The organism is Candidatus Marinarcus aquaticus (assembly GCF_004116335.1).
Lineage (GTDB): Bacteria > Campylobacterota > Campylobacteria > Campylobacterales > Arcobacteraceae > Marinarcus > Marinarcus aquaticus.
In genome coordinates, this window is record NZ_PDKN01000001.1 from 395,487 (window position 1) to 415,145 (window position 19,659).

Annotated in this window: 14 protein-coding genes; 5 read left to right on the plus strand and 9 right to left on the minus strand. The window is 35.6% G+C overall.

What is annotated here, in order from left to right:
• Positions 1-197: 197 nt before the first annotated feature.
• Together CRV04_RS02035 and CRV04_RS02040 are read right to left on the minus strand one after the other, a co-directional pair.
• The gene (locus CRV04_RS02035; RefSeq protein WP_128994951.1) at positions 198-830 is read right to left on the minus strand and encodes an HAD family hydrolase; all 633 of its coding nucleotides are present in this window, start codon (positions 828-830) and stop codon (positions 198-200) included.
• Positions 827-2,752 (minus strand): sensor histidine kinase, encoded by a 1,926-nt coding sequence (locus tag CRV04_RS02040; protein WP_164969097.1) that lies wholly within the window; start codon positions 2,750-2,752, stop codon positions 827-829. Before CRV04_RS02040 ends, CRV04_RS02035 begins: the two co-directional genes overlap by 4 nt.
• A 165-nt stretch (positions 2,753-2,917) precedes the next feature.
• On the opposite strand from CRV04_RS02040, the gene CRV04_RS02045 reads away from it, so the two are divergent.
• The 3 genes from CRV04_RS02045 to CRV04_RS02055 all read left to right on the plus strand — a co-directional run bounded on the left by CRV04_RS02045 (position 2,918) and on the right by CRV04_RS02055 (position 4,435).
• Positions 2,918-3,301: a nuclear transport factor 2 family protein gene (locus tag CRV04_RS02045; RefSeq protein ID WP_128994953.1), complete on the plus strand. Its 384-nt coding sequence runs from the start codon at positions 2,918-2,920 to the stop codon at positions 3,299-3,301.
• 68 nt (positions 3,302-3,369) lie between these two features.
• Positions 3,370-3,645, plus strand: coding sequence for a hypothetical protein (locus tag CRV04_RS02050; protein WP_128994954.1), 276 nt, complete (start codon positions 3,370-3,372; stop codon positions 3,643-3,645).
• Positions 3,646-3,724: 79 nt separating this feature from the next.
• Entirely contained in the window at positions 3,725-4,435 is a 711-nt protein-coding gene (locus CRV04_RS02055; protein ID WP_128994955.1) for a YebC/PmpR family DNA-binding transcriptional regulator, read from the plus strand.
• Between the two features lies 1 nt (position 4,436).
• Here the strand turns inward: CRV04_RS02055 and CRV04_RS02060 are convergent, their stop codons facing one another.
• From CRV04_RS02060 to CRV04_RS02090, 7 genes are read right to left on the minus strand one after another with little or no spacing between them, the layout of a single operon-like run.
• Positions 4,437-5,192 (minus strand): M48 family metallopeptidase, encoded by a 756-nt coding sequence (locus tag CRV04_RS02060; protein ID WP_128994956.1) that lies wholly within the window; start codon positions 5,190-5,192, stop codon positions 4,437-4,439.
• The gene (locus CRV04_RS02065) at positions 5,189-5,638 is read right to left on the minus strand and encodes a YiiD C-terminal domain-containing protein (RefSeq protein ID WP_128994957.1); all 450 of its coding nucleotides are present in this window, start codon (positions 5,636-5,638) and stop codon (positions 5,189-5,191) included. The genes CRV04_RS02060 and CRV04_RS02065 overlap by 4 nt, the downstream gene beginning before the upstream one ends.
• Positions 5,635-7,764 (minus strand): alpha/beta fold hydrolase, encoded by a 2,130-nt coding sequence (locus CRV04_RS02070; RefSeq protein ID WP_128994958.1) that lies wholly within the window; start codon positions 7,762-7,764, stop codon positions 5,635-5,637. The genes CRV04_RS02065 and CRV04_RS02070 overlap by 4 nt, the downstream gene beginning before the upstream one ends.
• Positions 7,765-7,766: 2 nt before the next feature.
• The gene (locus CRV04_RS02075; protein ID WP_128994959.1) at positions 7,767-10,127 is read right to left on the minus strand and encodes an acyl-CoA dehydrogenase; all 2,361 of its coding nucleotides are present in this window, start codon (positions 10,125-10,127) and stop codon (positions 7,767-7,769) included.
• Entirely contained in the window at positions 10,115-12,232 is a 2,118-nt protein-coding gene (locus CRV04_RS02080; protein WP_128994960.1) for a 3-hydroxyacyl-CoA dehydrogenase NAD-binding domain-containing protein, read from the minus strand. The genes CRV04_RS02075 and CRV04_RS02080 overlap by 13 nt, the downstream gene beginning before the upstream one ends.
• Position 12,233: 1 nt before the next feature.
• Positions 12,234-13,514, minus strand: coding sequence for a thiolase family protein (locus CRV04_RS02085; RefSeq protein WP_128994961.1), 1,281 nt, complete (start codon positions 13,512-13,514; stop codon positions 12,234-12,236).
• 19 nt (positions 13,515-13,533) lie between these two features.
• Positions 13,534-15,255 (minus strand): AMP-dependent synthetase/ligase, encoded by a 1,722-nt coding sequence (locus tag CRV04_RS02090; RefSeq protein ID WP_128994962.1) that lies wholly within the window; start codon positions 15,253-15,255, stop codon positions 13,534-13,536.
• Positions 15,256-15,463: 208 nt separating this feature from the next.
• Here CRV04_RS02090 and fumC point away from each other — a divergent pair, with 208 nt between their 5' ends.
• Positions 15,464-16,861 carry a class II fumarate hydratase gene (gene fumC, locus CRV04_RS02095; RefSeq protein ID WP_128994963.1) on the plus strand — a complete coding sequence of 466 codons (1,398 nt, stop codon included), beginning with the start codon at positions 15,464-15,466 and terminating at the stop codon, positions 16,859-16,861.
• 150 nt (positions 16,862-17,011) lie between these two features.
• Positions 17,012-19,588: a bifunctional aconitate hydratase 2/2-methylisocitrate dehydratase gene (locus CRV04_RS02100; protein WP_128994964.1), complete on the plus strand. Its 2,577-nt coding sequence runs from the start codon at positions 17,012-17,014 to the stop codon at positions 19,586-19,588.
• The last annotated feature ends 71 nt before the right edge of the window (positions 19,589-19,659 follow it).

Genomic DNA, 19,659 nt, shown 5'->3' on the forward strand with positions numbered 1-19,659 from the left:
TTTACTGCAATAGTAACAAAAATTTGTGGTTATAAAGCTTATTTAAACTTTGCTTGTTATAATTAAAGTTCATACAAGGAGTTTATTATGATTGCACAACAACTCACGTTTGAACAACAACTTCAACAACAGCTTGCTCTTTTATTAAAAGAGATCAAAGCGTTTTTATATAAGTATCACACTCTTTTAGGATACTTCTAAAAGAGTGTTTTCAACTCATGCAGTGATTGGATGAAATATTGTGCTTTTGAAAAGTCATGTGTTGCAGTGAAACTGTTATGAACAATGACACAATCAATGCCTGCATCATAAGCGGCACTCAATCCTCTTTGAGAATCTTCTACTACAAAAGTCTCCTCTTTTTTTGCTTGCAGTTTTTCTAACCCTTTTAAGTAAGGTTCAGGGTGAGGTTTGGCATGGGTATATTCTTCTACACAGAGTGTAAAATCCATAAAATCAACAATGCCTCGATTGGCATGAATCAAATGAAAATCTACACGTCTTGAAGTGGTTACAATACCCATAGAGTAATCTTTAGATAAATCATTTAATATATCTTTTACATCCGGTATGGCTATCTCTTCTGTTTGTAAGTAGTGTTGATAGAGTTCATCCCTTTTAAAACGACACGCATCCACTATATGAGTAGGAATACCTTGTTTAAAAGCAATCTCCCAAGCCGTACCACCACGCGCCATGATTTTTAAATAGACCTCTAACTCTAAAGTGAGGTTCAACTCTTTTTTTAAAATCTCTTGATTGGCTTTAAAGTACCACTGTTCCGTATCGACTAAAACGCCATCGTTATCAAATAGTATGTGTTTTTTCAATCTTTCTGTTCAATCTCTTTTAATGGTATAGAAATAGAGAATTTTGCCCCTTTATAGATGGATGATTCATGTTCAAACTCCACATTTTCAACATGAATGTGTCCTTTTAAGTGTTTGGTGATAATCTCATAACACATGTACAAACCAATGCCTATCCCTTTGGATTTGAATTTGGTGGTAAAATAAGGTTCAAAAATTCTCTCGATGATATCTTCATTAATCCCTAAAGCATTATCGGTAATATCAATATGAAGACTCTTTTGTGTGGTGTACACATCAATGAATATGAGTTTGTTTTTAATATTGTTGTCATCCAAAGCATCACGAGCATTATTTAAAATATTGATGATGATTTGCATGATTTCATTCTCTAAACAGTAAATGTTTCGATTCTCAATGTTTTTTATAATATGTATCTTGTGGCTTGTAAATTGAGCCGATACAATATTGAGTGTACGGTTAATAGCATCTTCAATGTCAAATTGCACTTTAACTTTATTTGGGTTAAAAAACTCTTTAAAATCATCGATGGTTTCCGATAAATAACGTGCATTTTCATCAATAATTCGAGTGAAGTTGACAAAATCTTTATCATTTAAGTCATTAAATTCATGTTTTAAAGATATACCTGAGGCCGCCGTTGTAATGGTAGAGAGCGGTTGTCTCCATTGGTGGGCAATGTTTCCTATCATCTCACCCATAGCGGCCATTTTAGACTGTTGTGCAAGCAGTACATCTTTCTCTTGGTTTTTCTTAATCTCTTTAGCAATTTTATTTTTATACTTAAAAAAACGATTTTGCACAATTTTGGATATATAAATGGCAATGGCTGTTAAAATCAGTGTAATGGTAACACTGATCACTAAAAGGTTAAAGATATATTCATCATTGGCTTCATCTAAAATTGCTTTTTTTTGAGCAATTTTTTCATTAAGTTCATCATCATAATAACCTGCAGCAATAAAGAAATCCCAATCATTAACGCCTTTGACAAAAGAGGTTTTATGCGACTCTTTATTGTTTGAAAAACCAGGGGCGTAGTGGGTAATAAACCCTTCTCCATTTTTTGCCAACTTGATCATATCTTGTACAAAATGTTTTCCGTGTTTGTCTTTTATATTATAAAGGTTTCGTCCAATTAAAGCGTGATTAGGATGGCTTAATACAACGCCATTATAACCAATTATAAAAATAAACCCTTGGTTCCCAAAATGAATTGTGGGTGTGTATTCAAAGAGATTTTTTTGAATGTTTTTTTCAAAATCATCCATGTAATATCCACTTCCAATGTACCAATTAAGTTCAGGAATATTTTTTAAAAAACCGACTTTTTTCTCTTCTTGGTTGGGATTATTGGGTTTATACCAATACCATTGAAAATAGCTCTCATTGGTTGTTCTCATCAAATCACACATATGTTGGAAAAGGTATTTATTGTTTGTATCTTTGATTTTAGAGACACTTTGATCTTCAAGTTTAGGCATAATAGGGTGTAAAATCATTTTGGTATTGTGTGAAAGAATAAAAAAGTACCCAATGCCATCATTAAATCGAATATCTCTTAAGGTCTCTTTGACCAGTTGTTTCACAACATCTTCACCTAAATGTTTGTTTTGTTTGTAGATTTGTTTAATAATATTGTGTGCAATATTGACGTTTTCTTTAATATTTTGTTGCAGTAATGTTTGCGTTTGGGCTTTTTGATGAGTGATAAATGAATGCACCCGTTCAACCTCATTTTTAACCATGTTTTTATTGGTATTAATAAAATCAATACGCAGTTTTTTAATCTCTTGTTGAAAGCTGTATGTATTGACAATATAGATCAATGCAATGACTAAAAAAGAGAAGAATATTGTAAATACAGGGGGTGAGAATTTTAGAAATTTAAGTAATTTCTCTTCATCTTTTTTAAACTGCATATGCTCTCCATTGTGTATCATTTATTATAACACATAATTTAAAAATTTATTTTTTCTAAGTTCAAATTGTCATATTTTTGAACTTAAAATGAAAAGTGGTAACAAAAAAGCTACTTTTTAGAAAACTTATATAACACTAATAGAATCATTTAACAAGGAGTTAATATGGATGAGACTTTAAGAAAAGAGATTATTGTCTCTTACATTGAAGCCTATAATAACTTTGATATTGATGGTATGTTGACACATCTAAGTGAAGACGTAAAATTTAAAAACACTGAAAATGGCATTGTAACGCTACAAACACAAGGCATTGCTGACTTTAAGCAAATTGCATCTGAGACCTCAAAATACTTCTCTTCAAGAAAACAGAATGTTTTGGATTTTGACTTTACCGATGATTGTGCTATTGTGTATATCAACTTTGAAGCTGTGGTTGCAATGGATATCAGTGAGAAACTCAAAGAGGGTGATGGCTTTAAACTGGGTGGAAAGACCATATTTACATTTGATAATGACAAAATATCTTCAATTGAAGATTACAGTTGATTTTGTTATACAGATGTAACAATCTTATGATATAATCCTTCTCGTTATTTTATTAAGGACTTTTTTTAATGACTGAAATGATTTTAAATTTTATTCAACTTGCTGTGTACACACTGATTTACTTTTCACTTTTAATTCTTACTTTTTCAACATTGACTTGGCTTAACAAAGTCTATATTTGCCGAAAATTTAATAACAAGGGCATCAAACTTAAATGTGTACGTTGGAAACCTTTTTCAAACTCCTTTTTCCCCTTTGTACATAAAAAAGTCTACTTAGTGGAATACATCAAAAAAGATGGACGTGTTTCAAAAACATGGTTAAAATCTAAATTTCTTTTATAATACAACTTTATCATAGCTTTATAGCAACTTTGCTATAATCCCCACACATTAATATTACAGATAAAAACCGGAGTGACGAATGGGTAGAGCCTTTGAATATCGAAAAGCAGCCAAAATGAAACGATGGGGAAATATGTCTCGAGTTTTCCCAAAATTAGCAAAAGCAATTGAGATTGCAGCCAAAGCAGGTGGGGGTGACCCTGATATGAACCCTGCACTAAGAACGGCAATCATCAATGCAAAAGCACAAAACTTACCAAAAGCCAACATTGAATCAGCAATTAAAAGAGCCACAGGTAAAGATGCAAAAAACTATACGGATGTAAACTTTGAAGGAAAAGGTCCTCATGGTGTACTTGTATTTGTTGAGTGCGCAACTGACAATAATACACGAACCGTTGCAAACGTAAAAATGCATTTTAATAAAAATGGTGGACAAGTGGTACCTACTGGTTCATTGGAGTTCATGTTCGATAGAAAAGCAATTTTTGAGTTTGAAAAAGTAGAAGGTATGGAGCTTGAAGAGCTTGAACTTGAACTCATTGATGCAGGACTTGAAGAGCTTGAAGAGGAAGAGGGACTTTGTATTGCACTTGCAGAATACACAGAGTTTGGGAACATGAATGCCAAGTTTGAAGAGCTTGGAATTGAGCTTAAAAAAGCAGAGCTTAAACGAATTCCAAATAACCCACAAGAGTTCAATGACGAACAACAAGAGGAGATTGGAAAACTTTTAGAAAAGCTTGAAGATGATGATGACGTTCAAGCAGTTTACACCAATATAGCGTAGACTACTTCTTATTTAACTCTTTGATGATACGTTTGATGTTTTCAATACGTGTTTTAGAGTTGGGGTGAGTAGAGAAAAACTCTATTCCCTCACTGTTTCCCTGACTCATATTTTCCCAAAACTTAAGTGCTTCATTCAAATCATAACCCGCTTGTTTCATCAAATGAACCCCAATTTCATCAGCTTCACTCTCTTGCATACGTCCATAAGGCATAAGCACACCGTATTGACTTCCTAACCCATATGCTACATTAAAAGCTTGTGTGTATTGGGGTGCTTGTGAACCCACAACAATATTACCCACTACTTGAATGCCTTGTGCCACCATACTTTGACTCATTCTCTCCGCTCCATGACGTGCTAAAGCGTGTGCAATTTCATGTGAGATAACGGTTGCCAGTTGGTCTTCATTTTTAGCAACAGAGAAGATTCCTGTATAAACAACCACTTTTCCACCAGGCAAACAAAAAGCATTTTTCTCACTGTTTTGTACTAAGTTAAACTCCCATTCATAATCTTTTTTATTGGCAACTTTTGCAATCTTTGCTCCAATGTTTTTAACCATCTTTGCTTGAATGGTATTCATGATGACTTTTGATTTATCCAGTGTCTCTTTATACGTTTGTTCACCAAGCGCTAATTCTTGTGATTGAGAAAGTAAAATAAATTGTGAACGATTGGTATAGGGTGTTTTACTGGTACAACCTATAAAAAGTAGAGCTGTGATAGCTAAAAGGAGGGATGTTTTAAATCTCATGGTTTTACCTTTATAATATAGATTCCTTCAAACTCTACACATACCTTACCTTTTTCGATGATTTGTGCATATACAGTGAGAGAACCACTGTGTTTGTTTTGAAGTTTCCTTTTAAGTGTATCAATTTTCTCTTCGGATGGTTTTTGTACATGACACATGATACGTGAATGTACAGGCGCTTTAAACTCAGAAGAGTTTTTATAAATCATAATGGCACTTTTTTCATAACCCAACTCATACGCAATAAGTTGACACATTGACCAACCACTGATGGTCACAATTGAGTTCAAACTGCCACCAAAGGCGGTACCTTTATCATTCACATTGATTTCAAGTGGAGCAGAGGTGATGAGTTCTTTGGCATTGTACTCATTGATTTTTAAACCCATAAGTTTGGTCATGGGAATTTCATTGTGCAGTTTTTCTTGCAGTGAGAGCTTGATCATGGTTGCTCCTCATTTATAAATTCAACAATGGTACTAAAAAGCTCTTTAGCACGTTTCCCACGAATAATAACATGGTTATTAAAAGGCATAAAAATTAACTCTTTTTTTTGTGATGTGATTTTGTCATAGATTTCTTGAGCACTTTTAGGGTTCACTACTGGGTCATTCTGTGCTTGAATAATCAGTGTTGGAAGAGTGATCTTTTTTAAGGCTTTTTTTGTTTTTTTCATCAAATCACTCAGTTGTGATATGGCATCAACATAGTGTCGGTTATAGTTAATCTGTGGGTATTCTGCTTTATTGGGAAGGTACTCTTTTTTATACTCATTGGCATCAAAAGATTCAACCAGTTCATTCCAAAACTCAATAGCAGGCAATACCGTTTTAATACGCAGATCATTGAGTTTGAGTGCAGCATTAATGCAGATGATACCTTTAAGTTTTGGAGCCATTTTCTTGGTACTTAAAAGTGCCAATAATCCACCTGTCGAAAAACCAGCAATATAGATTTTTTCATACATCAAACTGCCAATGATAATCGCTCTTGAAACACTTTCATACCACTCTTTCCAGCTTCTTATTTTTAAATCTTCAGGTGTAGTACCATGACCTCGCAGTCTTGGGGCATAGACATTAAACCCTTTTTTATTTAAATAAACAGCCATCTCATTGACCTCCATGGGCGCTGAAGAGAAACCATGCAGGGCTATGATGCCTATTTTAGAACGATCTGTTTGTAAAAAGTAAGGCTCACCTACCTCTTTGGATTTGATATTTTTATCCTCTTTAAACTCTAAATAGTCTTGCAAATATTCATCTTTTTCTTGATTTATCAGATGAATTAAAAGCATCGCATCAATATCTTTAGGAGGCAGCTTGGAGTACTGCTCAATCATATCCACAACCTCTTTGATAATCAATACCTCATTTAAAAAGACTTTTAAAATATTTTTTAGCCGAATGGTATGGTGGGTATACCCTTCAATCAAATTCTCTTTTGAAATGACATAGTTCTCTTTTGTCTCGCTGATGATTTGGTTCTCTTTGGCTATTTGTAAAACTTCTTCAAAAGGTTCATACTCTTCAAAAGAAATAAGGTTGATAAAATTCTTCTCAATCGATTCATCGTACTGTAAGGAGCTGTTTTTAATCTTATGCGCAATCAAATACAAAAGACGCTTAAAATGGAGTTTATTGACATAATCATGCGGTGAAAAGTATAACAGTGCTGCAAAAAGATGATCAAAACGAATGGTTAAGTTCTCATAAATACTTTTCATAAAGTCATGTGTTAAACGATAGCGGTAGGCATCAATGATTTGATTGTCACTCATGGGAGTGTTTTGAAGTGCCACAGAAGAGGTAACTTCTTTCATTCCCATGGGCTTTAAGATATTAATAATGATTTTAGAGTGCAACACGATATTACTCTCTATTTCAATCTCTTCTTTAAAAGGTTCAGAAATATTTGAAAAAATGGTATTGGCAATCTCTGTTAAGAAGTTCTTTCCTGTTCGAATGGGTGCGTAACTGATATTTATGGGTACGATCATGCTCTCTTGTTGGCTGATGTGGTCATAAACATTGAGCATATAAGTGTTATGGAATGCCTCTTCATTTTTCAACTTTTTGTTTAAATAGGCTTCTCTTAAAAGCTGTGATTGCAAAGCAAACACCGCAGCACCTGTAAAGACTTTTTCACTCTCTCCATCAATTTTTACACAGTAGTGGTTTTGCTCTTTTATAATATGTTTCCCCTTGACCATTACACCTTCTGGAAAAATCATCCAATCTTTTCTTGCAGTTAAAATATCACTTAAAATAATATTGTTTCTGTTGGGTGTGGATTTGGGCAAAGCTCCCAAATCTTTTAAAATATCACCAAAATATTCAAAAATAGAATCATCGGCAATGACTCCCACTTTTTTTTTGGTTAAGTGATACAAAGCATACGGGACAATAAGTGCTTCAACGCGGGTAAAGTGATTGGCCACAAAGATTTTTGGGTTATTCATAGGAATATTCTCAATCCCTTTTATCTCTATATTGGTTGAGAGAATTTTCTCAACCAATTTGAGCATATACCCACCCGAATCTATGAGCAGATCATTCTCTTCTTCACGCATGGCTATTTTTGGTTTTTATAATCTTGGGCATCAAAGGCATCCACATTGATGACCTCTTGTTTGGCTTCATAAGCAACGCTGAGTTGTTCAAACTCCTCTTGAGAAATCAGTTCTTTATCTAAAGCTTCTTGCAGTACCATTTCAAAAGGAGCATGTTTTAACTCTCCTTTTTTAAGCGCTGTTTTCACCTTTTTAAACAGAGCTTGAGCGTGTTTGTTCAGTTGTACGGCATTGAGCAGTTTATACATGATGTCATCTCGGTTATTTGATACAAAAAGTCCACTGCACAGTGAATCAAGAATGCTTTCATCTTGAAGTTTTTCAACGATTTTTGCATTCAAAGCATCTTGTGGTTCCGCTGAAAAAGGGTTGACTTTAATCACAGGCAATAAGTATTTAAACAGTGGCATATTGCTTACAATATGCTCTTTAGCTGTTTGAATTTGTGAAAACCCATAATCACACACATACTCAACAAGCTCTTTGTGTGATGAGTTTGGATTTTTATCATACTCACGAAGTGTTGCTGTGATTAAATAACACCATGAAAGAATATCTCCAAAACGTGCACTCATGCTCTCTTTTTTCTTAATATTCGCACCAAACAGTGCTAAAGAGAGGTTACTTAAAAATGTAAAGTCACTGCTTACCCACAATAGTTTTTGCTTTTGTCGTTTAAAATGCCCCGTTGGTTGTGCAATATATCCTCGAGTTAAATAATATGCCATCTTTTTTAAAAAGGCTTTTAAAACCAAACCTATGTGTGAAAAGAATAAGTCATCGAACTCTTTGGTGTTGTCACTTTGCAATGCTTGGACTTGTTTATATAAATAAGGGTGGCACTTGATTAATCCTTGTCCAAACTGCATCAAGTTACGAGTAAGGATATTGGCACCTTCGACTGTGATTGAAATAGGTACGGCCATGTAAGCATGTGCTAAAAGGTTTTTTTCACCACGAATAATGCCTGCACCCCCTAAAATATCCATGGCATCATTAATCACTTCTCTGAATTTTTCTGTGGCATGGTACTTCATGATAGAGTTGACTACTGCTGGTTTTTGCCCATTGTCAATGGCATCAAGCGTGAAGTTTCGTGCGGCATTTTGTAGATACGTCAATGCTGCAATTTTGGCAATTTTTTCTTCTACTCCTTCAAAAGAGGCGATGTTTAAACCAAACTGCTCTCTTAGTTGTGTATATGAAGCTACGGTTTGAAGAGCTAATTTACTGCCACCCAGACTCACACTCGGAAGTGAGATACCTCGACCAATAGAGAGTGACTCAACAAGCATTTGCCAGCCATGACCAATGCCTGCTTCTCCACCAATGATATCCTCAATTGAAATTACCACATCTTTTCCATACAGCGGTGAGTTGATAAATGGGATGCCTAATGGGTCATGACGTTTTGAGTTGTCCACACTTTTGAGTTTGGCATTGACCAAAGCAAATGTGATACCCAAATCCTCTTTTTCTCCTAAGATGTGTTCAGGGTCTTTGAGTTGAAATGCTAAACCAAGCAGTGTTGCAATGTTTCCTAAAGTGATGTATCGTTTCTCAAAATTGAGTTTGATTTTTACTTTGCCTGATTTATCTTTAAACAGTGTTCCATAAGAGGTGATTGAGGTTGCATCACTGCCCGCATTGGGTTCAGTCAATGCAAAACAAGGCACCTCTTTTCCTACTGCTAGGTTTTTAAGATATTTCTCTTTTTGTTTGTCTGTACCGTGTTTTAAAATCAGCTCTGCAGGTCCCAATGAGTTTGGCACCATGACAGTTATGGCCAATACTTGTGAACGAGAAACCAGTTTTTCAATCACTTTTGAGTGTGCTGTGGCACTGAAACCTAAACCACCAAACTCTTTTGGAATGATCATACCAAAGAATTTTTTGCTTTTAATATATTCCCACACCTTTTCACTTAAATCACGGTTTTGGAAGATTTCCCAATCAGTGGTCATGTTGCACAGTGTTTCAACTTCATTGTCTAAAAAGGCTTGCTCTTCATCTGTAAGTTGTGTTACTTTTTCGTCGTTGATACGTTTAAAGTCCACGGTGGCGTTAAAAAAGTTTGACTCTACCCATGAAGTCCCTGCTTGAAGTGCTTGTTCTTCAGTGGGTGAGATTTTAGGTAAAAGACCTCTCTTTTTGACCATATCGACCAGTTTTTGAGTGATGAGCCGTACTCGAATCTCTTTGTTTAAAAGCACAAAGGCAATGGCAATAAATGGTATAAAGAAAAGAATGCCAGCATCAAAAAAGAAGAAGCTGTATAAACCAATGATAATGACCCATCCAATAAGAGGAAGGGTTGTAAATGCCAAGGCAAAAAGTATGAGTATAAAAATCAGTGTTTCCATAATGCTTCTCCTGTGTAAAATGTTTTTTTATTTTTCTGTAAATCTAAAAGCAGTTGACTTGGTCTGAATCGTTCACCATGTCGTTTTTCAAACTCTAAAAGTTTAGAGACAATGTAATCGATCCCGAGTTCATCGGCGTATTTGAGCAATCCACCTCTGAATGCAGGGAAGCCTGTTCCTGCAATCATTGCATAATCTAAATAGGCCACATTATCAATGATCCCTTCTTCTAAACAACGGCTTGCTTCATTGACCATGATTAAAATGGCTCGATCAATCATATCTGAACTGGTGACAACTTTGATGGACTTTTGTGTGTTTTCAAGGGTATGATTCACACGCATGGACTCTTTGGTATGAATGTAAAATCCGATACCAGTTTTTTTACCCAGCAGTTTTTTGTTATAAATTTCTGTTAAAAGTTCGCACACTTTCATTCTGCTTCCATATGACTCTTCTAAAATAGTAGCCACTTTATACCCCACATCAATTCCCACCGTATCAGCCAATTCAAAAGCCCCCATAGGAAGACCAAACTCTTTGAGTGTTTTATCAATTTTTTCGATGCCATTGCCCTCTTGAAGCATGAAGCCTGCTTCATTGATAAATGGAAGCAACACACGATTGACCAAGAAACCAGCACAATCATGTACGAGTACAGGCGTTTTGCCGCACTGTTTTAAAAATGCAAAGACTCTTTCAATGCTCTCTTGTGAAGTTTTTGAGTTGGGAATGACTTCTACTAATGGCATCTTATTGACGGGATTAAAGAAGTGTACCCCTAAAAAGTTCTTTTTATTTTTGACTTTTGCTGAGAGTGTTTCAATGGAGATCGAAGAGGTGTTGGTTGCTAATATGGCTTGCTCATTGAGCTCTTTTTCAAGCTCTTTATAGGTTTTGATTTTTTCCTCTTTATTTTCAATGATGGCTTCCAATGCAAAATCAATGAGTTTAAAGCCTTTATACTCTTGGGTATAACTCAAACGGTTGAGTTTGAAATCAACCTGTTTCTTTGTCATTTTATGGGTTTTAATAAAGTAGTCATAGAGGTTGCTCACCCCTTGAAGGATCTCTTGGGTTTGGTCAAGTCGTCGCAGTTTAATACGCACCCCTTTAGCAAATTTACTAAAAAGCCAAATAATGCCTTTACCCATTACGCCACTTCCAACCACGGCTGTTTGTTCAATAGCAGGCAATTCATGCTCTGTTTTATACTCTTTTTTCAATGCTTGTTGCGTGAAGAAAAGATTAATAAGATGTTTAGACTCTTTGGTTACGGCCACTTCACTGAATGTTTGAGCTTCTACTTTAATACCAATATGATGTCTGCTTTTATAAGTGTGTCGTATGACATCTAAAGCTCTATAAGGTCCAAAATATTTAGGATGTACTTTTTTCTCTAAATTTTCAAATGCTTTATTGTAAATATACTCTTGAGTTACTTTAAAATACTCCATGAGGTTAAAGCGTTTTTTATTTTTCACTTTTTTCTTGATTGCTTTTTGTATGAATGCTTCAACTCTGTCTTTACTTTGTCCTTGTGCAAAAAACTCATTGACCAAACCTAATTTGTATGCTTTTTTTGCATCAATGGTTTTGCCTGTAAGAATCAAATCCAAAGAAGGAATGAGTCCAATGAGTTTTGGAAGTCTTTGTGTACCTCCAAATCCTGGAAAGAAACCCAGTTTCACTTCAGGAAATGCAATTTTAGTTGCCTCTTCACTGGTTGCTATACGGTAAGAGCACGCTAAAGCTAACTCTAAACCACCTCCCATACACGAACCATTGATATACGCAATAGAAGGAAACTTCAGACGTTCAAGTTTTAAAAAGATCTCATTGACTCTCATTAAATAATCAAAGATGACTTTCTCATCGTTCATGGGTTCAATCTCTTTAATGTTTGCACCTGCTATGAAAATAGAGGGTTTCGCACTTTGTATGAGCAGTGCTTGAATACCACTTTGCTGTTTAAGCTCGTCCAATTTTTTATCAAACTCTTCTAAAACTTCACTGCCAAGGGTATTGGCATTGGAATCTTTCATATCAAAAGTAAGCGTGGCAATGTTATTGTTAATATCCAGTTTTATATGGTTTGTTTTCATACTAGTTGGCCTCCAATACAAAAGATGCACCTTGACCACCACCTACACATAAGGTTGCTAAGGCTGTCTGTTTTTTACGTCTTTTTAACTCTTTAAGTGCTGCTAAAACAATACGTGCACCACTCATCCCTACAGGATGTCCTAATGCAATTGCTCCACCATTGACATTAAGAATATTTTGGTTTATTTCACCTAAGGGTTCAGAATTAAATGTTTTTTTACAAAACTCTTTTGAGTTAAAGGCTTTAATGTTGGCTAAAACTTGTGCTGCAAATGCTTCATTCATTTCAATCAAATCAAACTCTTTTAAACTCATGCCTGTTTTGTCAAAAAGTTTTTTAGTTGCATATATAGGACCTAATCCCATTCTATGTGCTTCAAGTCCGGCATAGGCAAACTCTTTGATGTATCCTAATGGTTTGATCCCTATGCTTTTTGCATAAGTTTCAGAACATACTGCAAGCATACAAGCCCCATCGGAGATTTGTGAAGAGTTTCCAGCGGTTACTGTACCATTTTGTTTATCAAAGAATGGATGTAGTTTCTCTAAGGCTTTCATATTTTGATTGTAACGAATACCGTCATCGTCATACATGATGGACTCATTGCTTGTTACTATAGGATAAATTTCGTCCTTTAAAAGGCCTTTTTCAATTGCTGCTTGTGCACGTTTGTGAGACAGCAGTGCATACTCATCTTGTTCATATCGTGTGATTTTAAATTCGTTGGCTAAAATTTCAGCCGTTAATCCCATGATTTGACCACTGATAGGATCGGTTAGTCCAGAGACCAAACCAATCACGGGTTTTAAAAAGTTGGGTCGAAAGTTTTTTAATACGGTGAGTTTTTGTAACAGTGTTTTACTGTTGTTCACACTGATCATTAAATCACGAAGGTTATCACTGTATAAAATAGGAATATTACTCATGGATTCTACTCCACCTACTAAGTAAAGCTGTCCTTCATTGGAACGTATAGAAGCCATTGCAGAACTGATTGCTTGCATACCTGAGGCACAGTTTCGGTGTACTGTGTATGCAGGTGTGGAGATAGGGAAACCAGCTCGTGAGGCTAAGACACGTGCCATATTCGCTGCATTAGTCGGCTGGGCTACGTTTCCAATGATGACTTCATTGTACTGTTTGTAATCAATTCCAATTTGTAAAATCAGCTCTTTTGCAATGATTGAACCTAAAGTATCTGCTTGGATATGTTTAAGTTTACCGTATGCTTTGGCAACGGGGCTTCTTAGTCCATCTATAATTGCAATTCGTTCACTCATGTGGATCCTTTAATTGGATTTATTTATACATATTATCTATAATCTTCTTATATTTGCTCTCAATTTCATTTCGTCGTATTTTCATTGATGGCGTAAGCTCTCCTCCATCAATGGAGATTTTATTCGTTATAATAGCGTATTTTACCACTTTTTCCCATTGGTCTAAAGTGGCATTCACTCTTTTAATGTGTGCAATGATTTGACTTTTTATATCACTTTGTTTATAAAATGTCTCTGCATTTATATCTTTTGGTACTAATTCTGGGTTCATAAAAAGCAATGCGGTGACAAATTGTCGGTCATTACCAACGACAATGGCGTAATCAATATATTTGCTTTGTGTAATGGCTTGTTCAATTGCCACTGCACTGATGTATTTGCCTGTAGAGGTTTTTAACAGCTCTTTTTTTCTGCTTTGAATGGTAATATAACCTTCTTCATCAATGCTTGCTAAATCTCCTGTGTGTAACCAACCATCTTGGTCAATGGTCTCTTGCGTCATGCCTTCTTGGTTACGGTATCCTCTCATGACATGTTGCCCTTTAGTAAGCAGTTCATTATCTTTATTGAGTTTCACTTTCACATTTGGAAGCGGTTTCCCACAGGTTCCTGCTTTATTGTTGCCTGGATAATTCACACTGATCACAGGAGAGGTCTCTGTTAAGCCATACCCTTGATATAAAGGCAATCCAATATTTAAAAAGAAGTTATATAACTCTTTATCTAAATTGGCGCCACCGCTGACAAGCACTTCTAATTCACCACCAAAACTCTCCAAAAATTTGTTATACACCAGTTTTGAAAAGAGTTTGTCAATAAGGGTAGGCTTACTGTATTTTTTTTGCCGAGCTCGTTGAAATGCTAAGCGTGCAACCAAACCTTCAAAGCCCTTCTTCTCATACACTTTCTCTTCAATTTTTAGATATATTTTTTCCAAAAGACGAGGCACGACTGTCATGATATTGGGTTTAACTTTTTTCATCAGAGGTGCCACATTGTGCACATCATCTACAAAATAAATACTGATACCACAACTGAGATAATAACTCATGACTGTACGTTCAAAAATGTGTGCCAATGGAAGCAACGTCAATGCTTTAGCACCTTTTTTTAAAGGATAGAGTTGATGTATTGCATGCAATTGTGAAACAATATTACTTTGTGTAAGCTCCACCCCTTTTGGAATACCGGTATTCCCACTGGTATAGACCACACTGAAAAGGTAATCGGGACCTACTGAGTGAATCATATTTTCTATTTCATCAGATTTGGTTTTATACAGAAGTTTTCCTCTCTCCATGAGTTCGGATACCGTGATAAACTTTTTGTTTTTGGCCACAATATTACAGCCAATGATGGTGATTTCATCATCAATGTCGTAAATGTATTTGGTGTGATCCGTAAAGATATATTTGATTTGCGAGTCATGCAGTTCAAAATCCAAATTTTTTTGAGATATATCTTCAAAAATGGGCACAGATACTGCTTTTACAAGTTGCAAGGCAAAGTCAAAAATAAGCCAACAAGGACTGGGTTTAGCAAAGAGTGCAACACTGTCATACTCTTTGACGCCAAACTCTTCTAAAGCAAGAGCTAAATAAGAGACACGCTGTTTAAAATCAGCAGTACTGATAGATTCATATTCACCATCTTTTAAGTAGTTTAAAAAAGTAGGATTATCATAATGGGTGGTAATATACTTAAACAGTTGTGTGTATGTGTCAAAGCTATAGGCATCCATCTTAATCCTTACTTTATAGTTTAAGTATTAATTATACCATTAAAAGATAAAAAGATAAGGTTATTTTTTTATATCTGTTTTTTTATTCTATAAAAGCTCTCCTAATTTATACAGTTTTTAAAAAAGGTAAAAATTATTTTTCTTAAAAAGTTGTCTGTTGTGAAAATTTATTGTAAGATAAAACAACAGAATTTATGAGGAGTGAATGATGCAATATCGAATGGAACATGACACGATGGGTGAAGTTCAAGTAGAGAATTCTAAACTGTGGGCAGCACAAACCCAACGAAGTTTGGAAAACTTTAAAATAGGCATTGAAAAGATGCCCAAAGAACTTATACATGCATTTGCACATTTAAAATCTGCATGCGCCAAAGCCAACTGTGATTTAGGAAAACTCTCAAATGAGAAAGCCATCGCAATACAAAAGGCATGTGAAGATATACTAAAAGGTAAATACCCTCATGAATTTCCACTTTCAGTTTGGCAAACAGGAAGTGGGACTCAAAGTAATATGAATTTAAATGAGGTTATCTCTTCCATTGCTACGGTATATTTAGGTGAAGATTTCAGAGTGAATCGATTGATTCATCCCAATGATGATGTGAACATGTCTCAAAGTTCCAATGATACTTTCCCAACAGCCATGCGCATTGCATTTTTACTTCAAGTACAAAATGAACTATTGCCCAGTATTGACAAACTACATGACACGCTTCAATCAAAATCAAAAACGTTTGAAAGTGTTGTAAAAATTGGTCGAACTCATTTGCAAGATGCTACACCGTTGAGTTTGGGACAAGAGTTCAGTGGTTATGTGGAGATGCTTAAAAAAAGTAAAGAGCAGATTTTAGATGCATTAAAATATATTAAAGAGCTCGCCATTGGCGGAACGGCAGTGGGTACAGGGATCAATTGCCATTGTGAATTTTCAAACAGAGTATGTGCTGTTTTAAATGATGCAACCAAAACAGGTATACCCTTCGTCTCTCATCCCAATAAATTTCATGGTCTGACCTCTCATGATGCAGAGGTCTTTTTAAGTGGGGCATTGAATGGCTTGGCAGCAAATGCCATGAAAATAGCCAATGACATTCGTTGGTTAAGCAGTGGACCAAGGTGTGGAATAGGGGAGTTAACCATACCTGCCAATGAACCAGGAAGTTCTATTATGCCAGGGAAAGTCAATCCCACACAATCTGAAGCATTGACCATGGTAGCTGTTCAAGTCATGGGTAACCATGCTACAATAGGTATAGCTGCCAGTCAAGGAAACTTTGAACTTAATGTTTTTAAACCTGTGATTGCTTATAACCTTATACAATCAATACAACTCTTAGCCGATGCAATTCGTTCATTTAATGAGCATTGTGCGGTCGGAATTGAGGCAAATGAAACAAAAATCAATGAGTATTTAAATGACTCTTTGATGCTTGTAACGGCACTCAATCCTTATATTGGATATGAAAAAGCCGCACTCATTGCTAAAGAAGCGTACAAAAATTGTACAACACTCAAAGAAGAAGCACAAAAATTGGGCATTTTGTCCAGTGAAGATTTTGATAAATTTGTACAGCCTCTCAATATGATATATCCCGAAAAATGACAAATCAGGCTCTTTTAACTCTATAAAGAGCCTGATTTTGTAACCAATTTAAACATCAAAAAAAACTTGTGCAACTTTTACAAGAATTGTACATCTATAATAATGTCAATATGCTATACTACAAAGACTTAAAATAAACAGGAGATATATATGAGTTTACTAGCTGATTATAGAGCACATACTGAAGAGAGAGCGAAAGAGGGTAACTTACCTCCGTTAGCTTTAACAGCTGAACAAACTGCACAATTAGTAGAGTTATTAAAAGCTTCTACTGTTGAAGATGCAGAGTATGCATTAGAATTATTCAAAAACAAAGTTAACCCTGGTGTTGACGATGCAGCATATGTTAAAGCAGCATTTTTAAATGATGTCGTTCAAGGTAACGTATCATGTTCTGTAATTTCTAAAATCGAAGCAATCGAAATTTTAGGAACAATGATGGGTGGATTCAATGTAACACCATTGGTTGAGGCTCTTAAAATTGATGAAGTGGCTGAAGCTGCAGCAAAACAATTAAAAAACACTATTTTAGTTTACGATTCATTCAATGACGTAAAAGAGTTAGCAGATGGTGGAAATGTAAAAGCAAAAGAAGTGATTGAGTCTTGGGCAAATGCTGAATGGTTTACAAATAAACCCGCTTTAGAAGAAGAGATTACTTTAACAGTATATAAAATCCCTGGTGAAACAAATACAGATGATTTATCTCCTGCAACAGTAGCATTTACAAGAGCAGATATTCCATTACATGCAACTGCAATGTTACAATCAAGAATGGAAGATCCATTAAATACAATGGATAAATTGAAAGAAAAAGGTCATCCTTTAGCATACGTTGGTGATGTTGTGGGTACAGGAAGTTCTCGAAAATCAGGGATCAACTCTGTTCAATGGCACATGGGTAGAGATATTCCAGGTGTACCAAATAAAAGAACAGGTGGAGTTGTTATTGGTTCAATCATTGCTCCAATTTTCTTCAACACTGCTGAAGATTCAGGATGTTTACCAATCCAAGCGCCAGTTGATGAGTTAGAAACGGGTGATGTTATTGTTCTTAAACCATATGCGGGTGTAATTGAAAAGAATGGTTCAGTTGTTTCTGAATTTAATCTTGCTCCAAACACTTTAACAGATGAAATGAGAGCAGGTGGACGAATTCCATTAATCATTGGTAAAGGTTTAACTGCAAAAGCAAGAGAGGCTTTAGGATTAGGTGCATCTGATATTTTTATTGCTCCAACTCAACCAGAAGATAATGGTAAAGGGTATACTCAAGCACAAAAAATGGTGGGTAGAGCGTGTGGTCTTGAAGGTGTTAAACCAGGTATGTATGTTGAGCCAGTTTGTACAACTGTTGGTTCCCAAGATACAACAGGACCTATGACAAGAGATGAGATTAAAGAGCTTGCAGCACTTAGCTTTGGTGCAGATATGGTAATGCAATCATTCTGTCACACTGCTGCTTATCCAAAACCAGCAGACATCAACTTACAACACACATTGCCAGAGTTCATTACTTCAAGAAGTGGTGTTACTTTAAGACCAGGTGACGGTGTTATTCACTCGTGGTTAAACAGACTTTGTTTACCAGATACAGTTGGTACGGGTGGAGATTCACACACAAGATTCCCAATTGGTATCTCTTTCCCTGCAGGTTCTGGACTTGTAGCATTCGCAGGTGTTACTGGTATGATGCCTTTAACTATGCCTGAATCAGTTCACGTTAAATTTACAGGTGAATTACAACCAGGTATCACTTTAAGAGACTTAGTTAATGCTATTCCTTACCAAGCGATTAAAGATGGTCTTTTAACAGTTCCTAAGAAAAACAAAAAGAATATCTTTGCTGGTAACGTAATTGAGATTTCTGGTCTTCCACAACTTAAAGTTGAACAAGCATTTGAGCTTTCAGATGCAGCAGCAGAGAGATCAGCAGCAGCTTGTTCTGTTCAATTAGATAAAGAACCAATCATTGAGTACTTATCTTCTAACATCGCTTTAATTGAGAAAATGATTGAAGAGGGTTATCAAGATGCTAGAACGCTTCAAAGAAGAGCGGATAAAATGAAAGAGTGGATTGCTAATCCTGAGTTATTAACTCCAGATGCAGACGCAGAGTATTTAGCAACTATCGAAATCAACTTAAATGAAATCACTGAGCCATTATTAGCTTGTCCTAACGATCCAGATGATGTTGATACATTATCAAACATCTTAGCTGATCCAAACAGACCAACTGAGAAAATTGACGAAGTATTTGTTGGTTCTTGTATGACAAATATCGGTCTATTTAGAGCTTTAGGTGAAGTTCTTAAAGGTGAAGGTCCAGTTCCAGCTAAATTATGGATTGCTCCTCCAACAAAAATGGATCAACAACAATTAACTGAAGAGGGTTACTATGCAGTATTTGGTGCTGCTGGTGCACGACTTGAAATCCCAGGATGTTCTTTATGTATGGGTAACCAAGCAAACGTTGGTCAAGGTGCAGTTGTATTCTCAACAAGTACTAGAAACTTTGACAACAGACTTGGTAAAGACTCTAAAGTTTACTTAGGTTCTGCAGAAGTTGCAGCGCTTGCAGCTTTACTTGGACGACTTCCAACTAAAGAAGAGTACTTAAACATGGTACCTAAGAAAATCACTCCTGAAAAAAGAGATGATATTTATAAATACTTAAACTTCCACACTATCAGTGATGCGGAATTAACAAACCTAGTACACTCTTAATAGTAACACTTAAGCCCATTTTATGGGCTTAAGCTCTATTTCTTCTCTCTTTTTAATCTCTCTTAAAAATT

Excerpts from the sequence above, each read along its gene's own strand:
- CRV04_RS02040 (WP_164969097.1), bottom strand. The coding sequence starts at position 2,752 with ATGCAGTTTAAAAAAGATGAAGAGAAATTACTTAAATTTCTAAAATTC.
- CRV04_RS02045 (WP_128994953.1), top strand. The coding sequence starts at position 2,918 with ATGGATGAGACTTTAAGAAAAGAGATTATTGTCTCTTACATTGAAGCC.
- CRV04_RS02050 (WP_128994954.1), top strand. The coding sequence starts at position 3,370 with ATGACTGAAATGATTTTAAATTTTATTCAACTTGCTGTGTACACACTG.
- CRV04_RS02055 (WP_128994955.1), top strand. The coding sequence starts at position 3,725 with ATGGGTAGAGCCTTTGAATATCGAAAAGCAGCCAAAATGAAACGATGG.
- CRV04_RS02060 (WP_128994956.1), bottom strand. The coding sequence starts at position 5,192 with ATGAGATTTAAAACATCCCTCCTTTTAGCTATCACAGCTCTACTTTTT.
- CRV04_RS02065 (WP_128994957.1), bottom strand. The coding sequence starts at position 5,638 with ATGATCAAGCTCTCACTGCAAGAAAAACTGCACAATGAAATTCCCATG.
- CRV04_RS02070 (WP_128994958.1), bottom strand. The coding sequence starts at position 7,764 with ATGCGTGAAGAAGAGAATGATCTGCTCATAGATTCGGGTGGGTATATG.
- CRV04_RS02075 (WP_128994959.1), bottom strand. The coding sequence starts at position 10,127 with ATGGAAACACTGATTTTTATACTCATACTTTTTGCCTTGGCATTTACA.
- CRV04_RS02080 (WP_128994960.1), bottom strand. The coding sequence starts at position 12,232 with ATGAAAACAAACCATATAAAACTGGATATTAACAATAACATTGCCACG.
- CRV04_RS02085 (WP_128994961.1), bottom strand. The coding sequence starts at position 13,514 with ATGAGTGAACGAATTGCAATTATAGATGGACTAAGAAGCCCCGTTGCC.
- CRV04_RS02090 (WP_128994962.1), bottom strand. The coding sequence starts at position 15,255 with ATGGATGCCTATAGCTTTGACACATACACACAACTGTTTAAGTATATT.
- fumC (WP_128994963.1), top strand. The coding sequence starts at position 15,464 with ATGCAATATCGAATGGAACATGACACGATGGGTGAAGTTCAAGTAGAG.
- CRV04_RS02100 (WP_128994964.1), top strand. The coding sequence starts at position 17,012 with ATGAGTTTACTAGCTGATTATAGAGCACATACTGAAGAGAGAGCGAAA.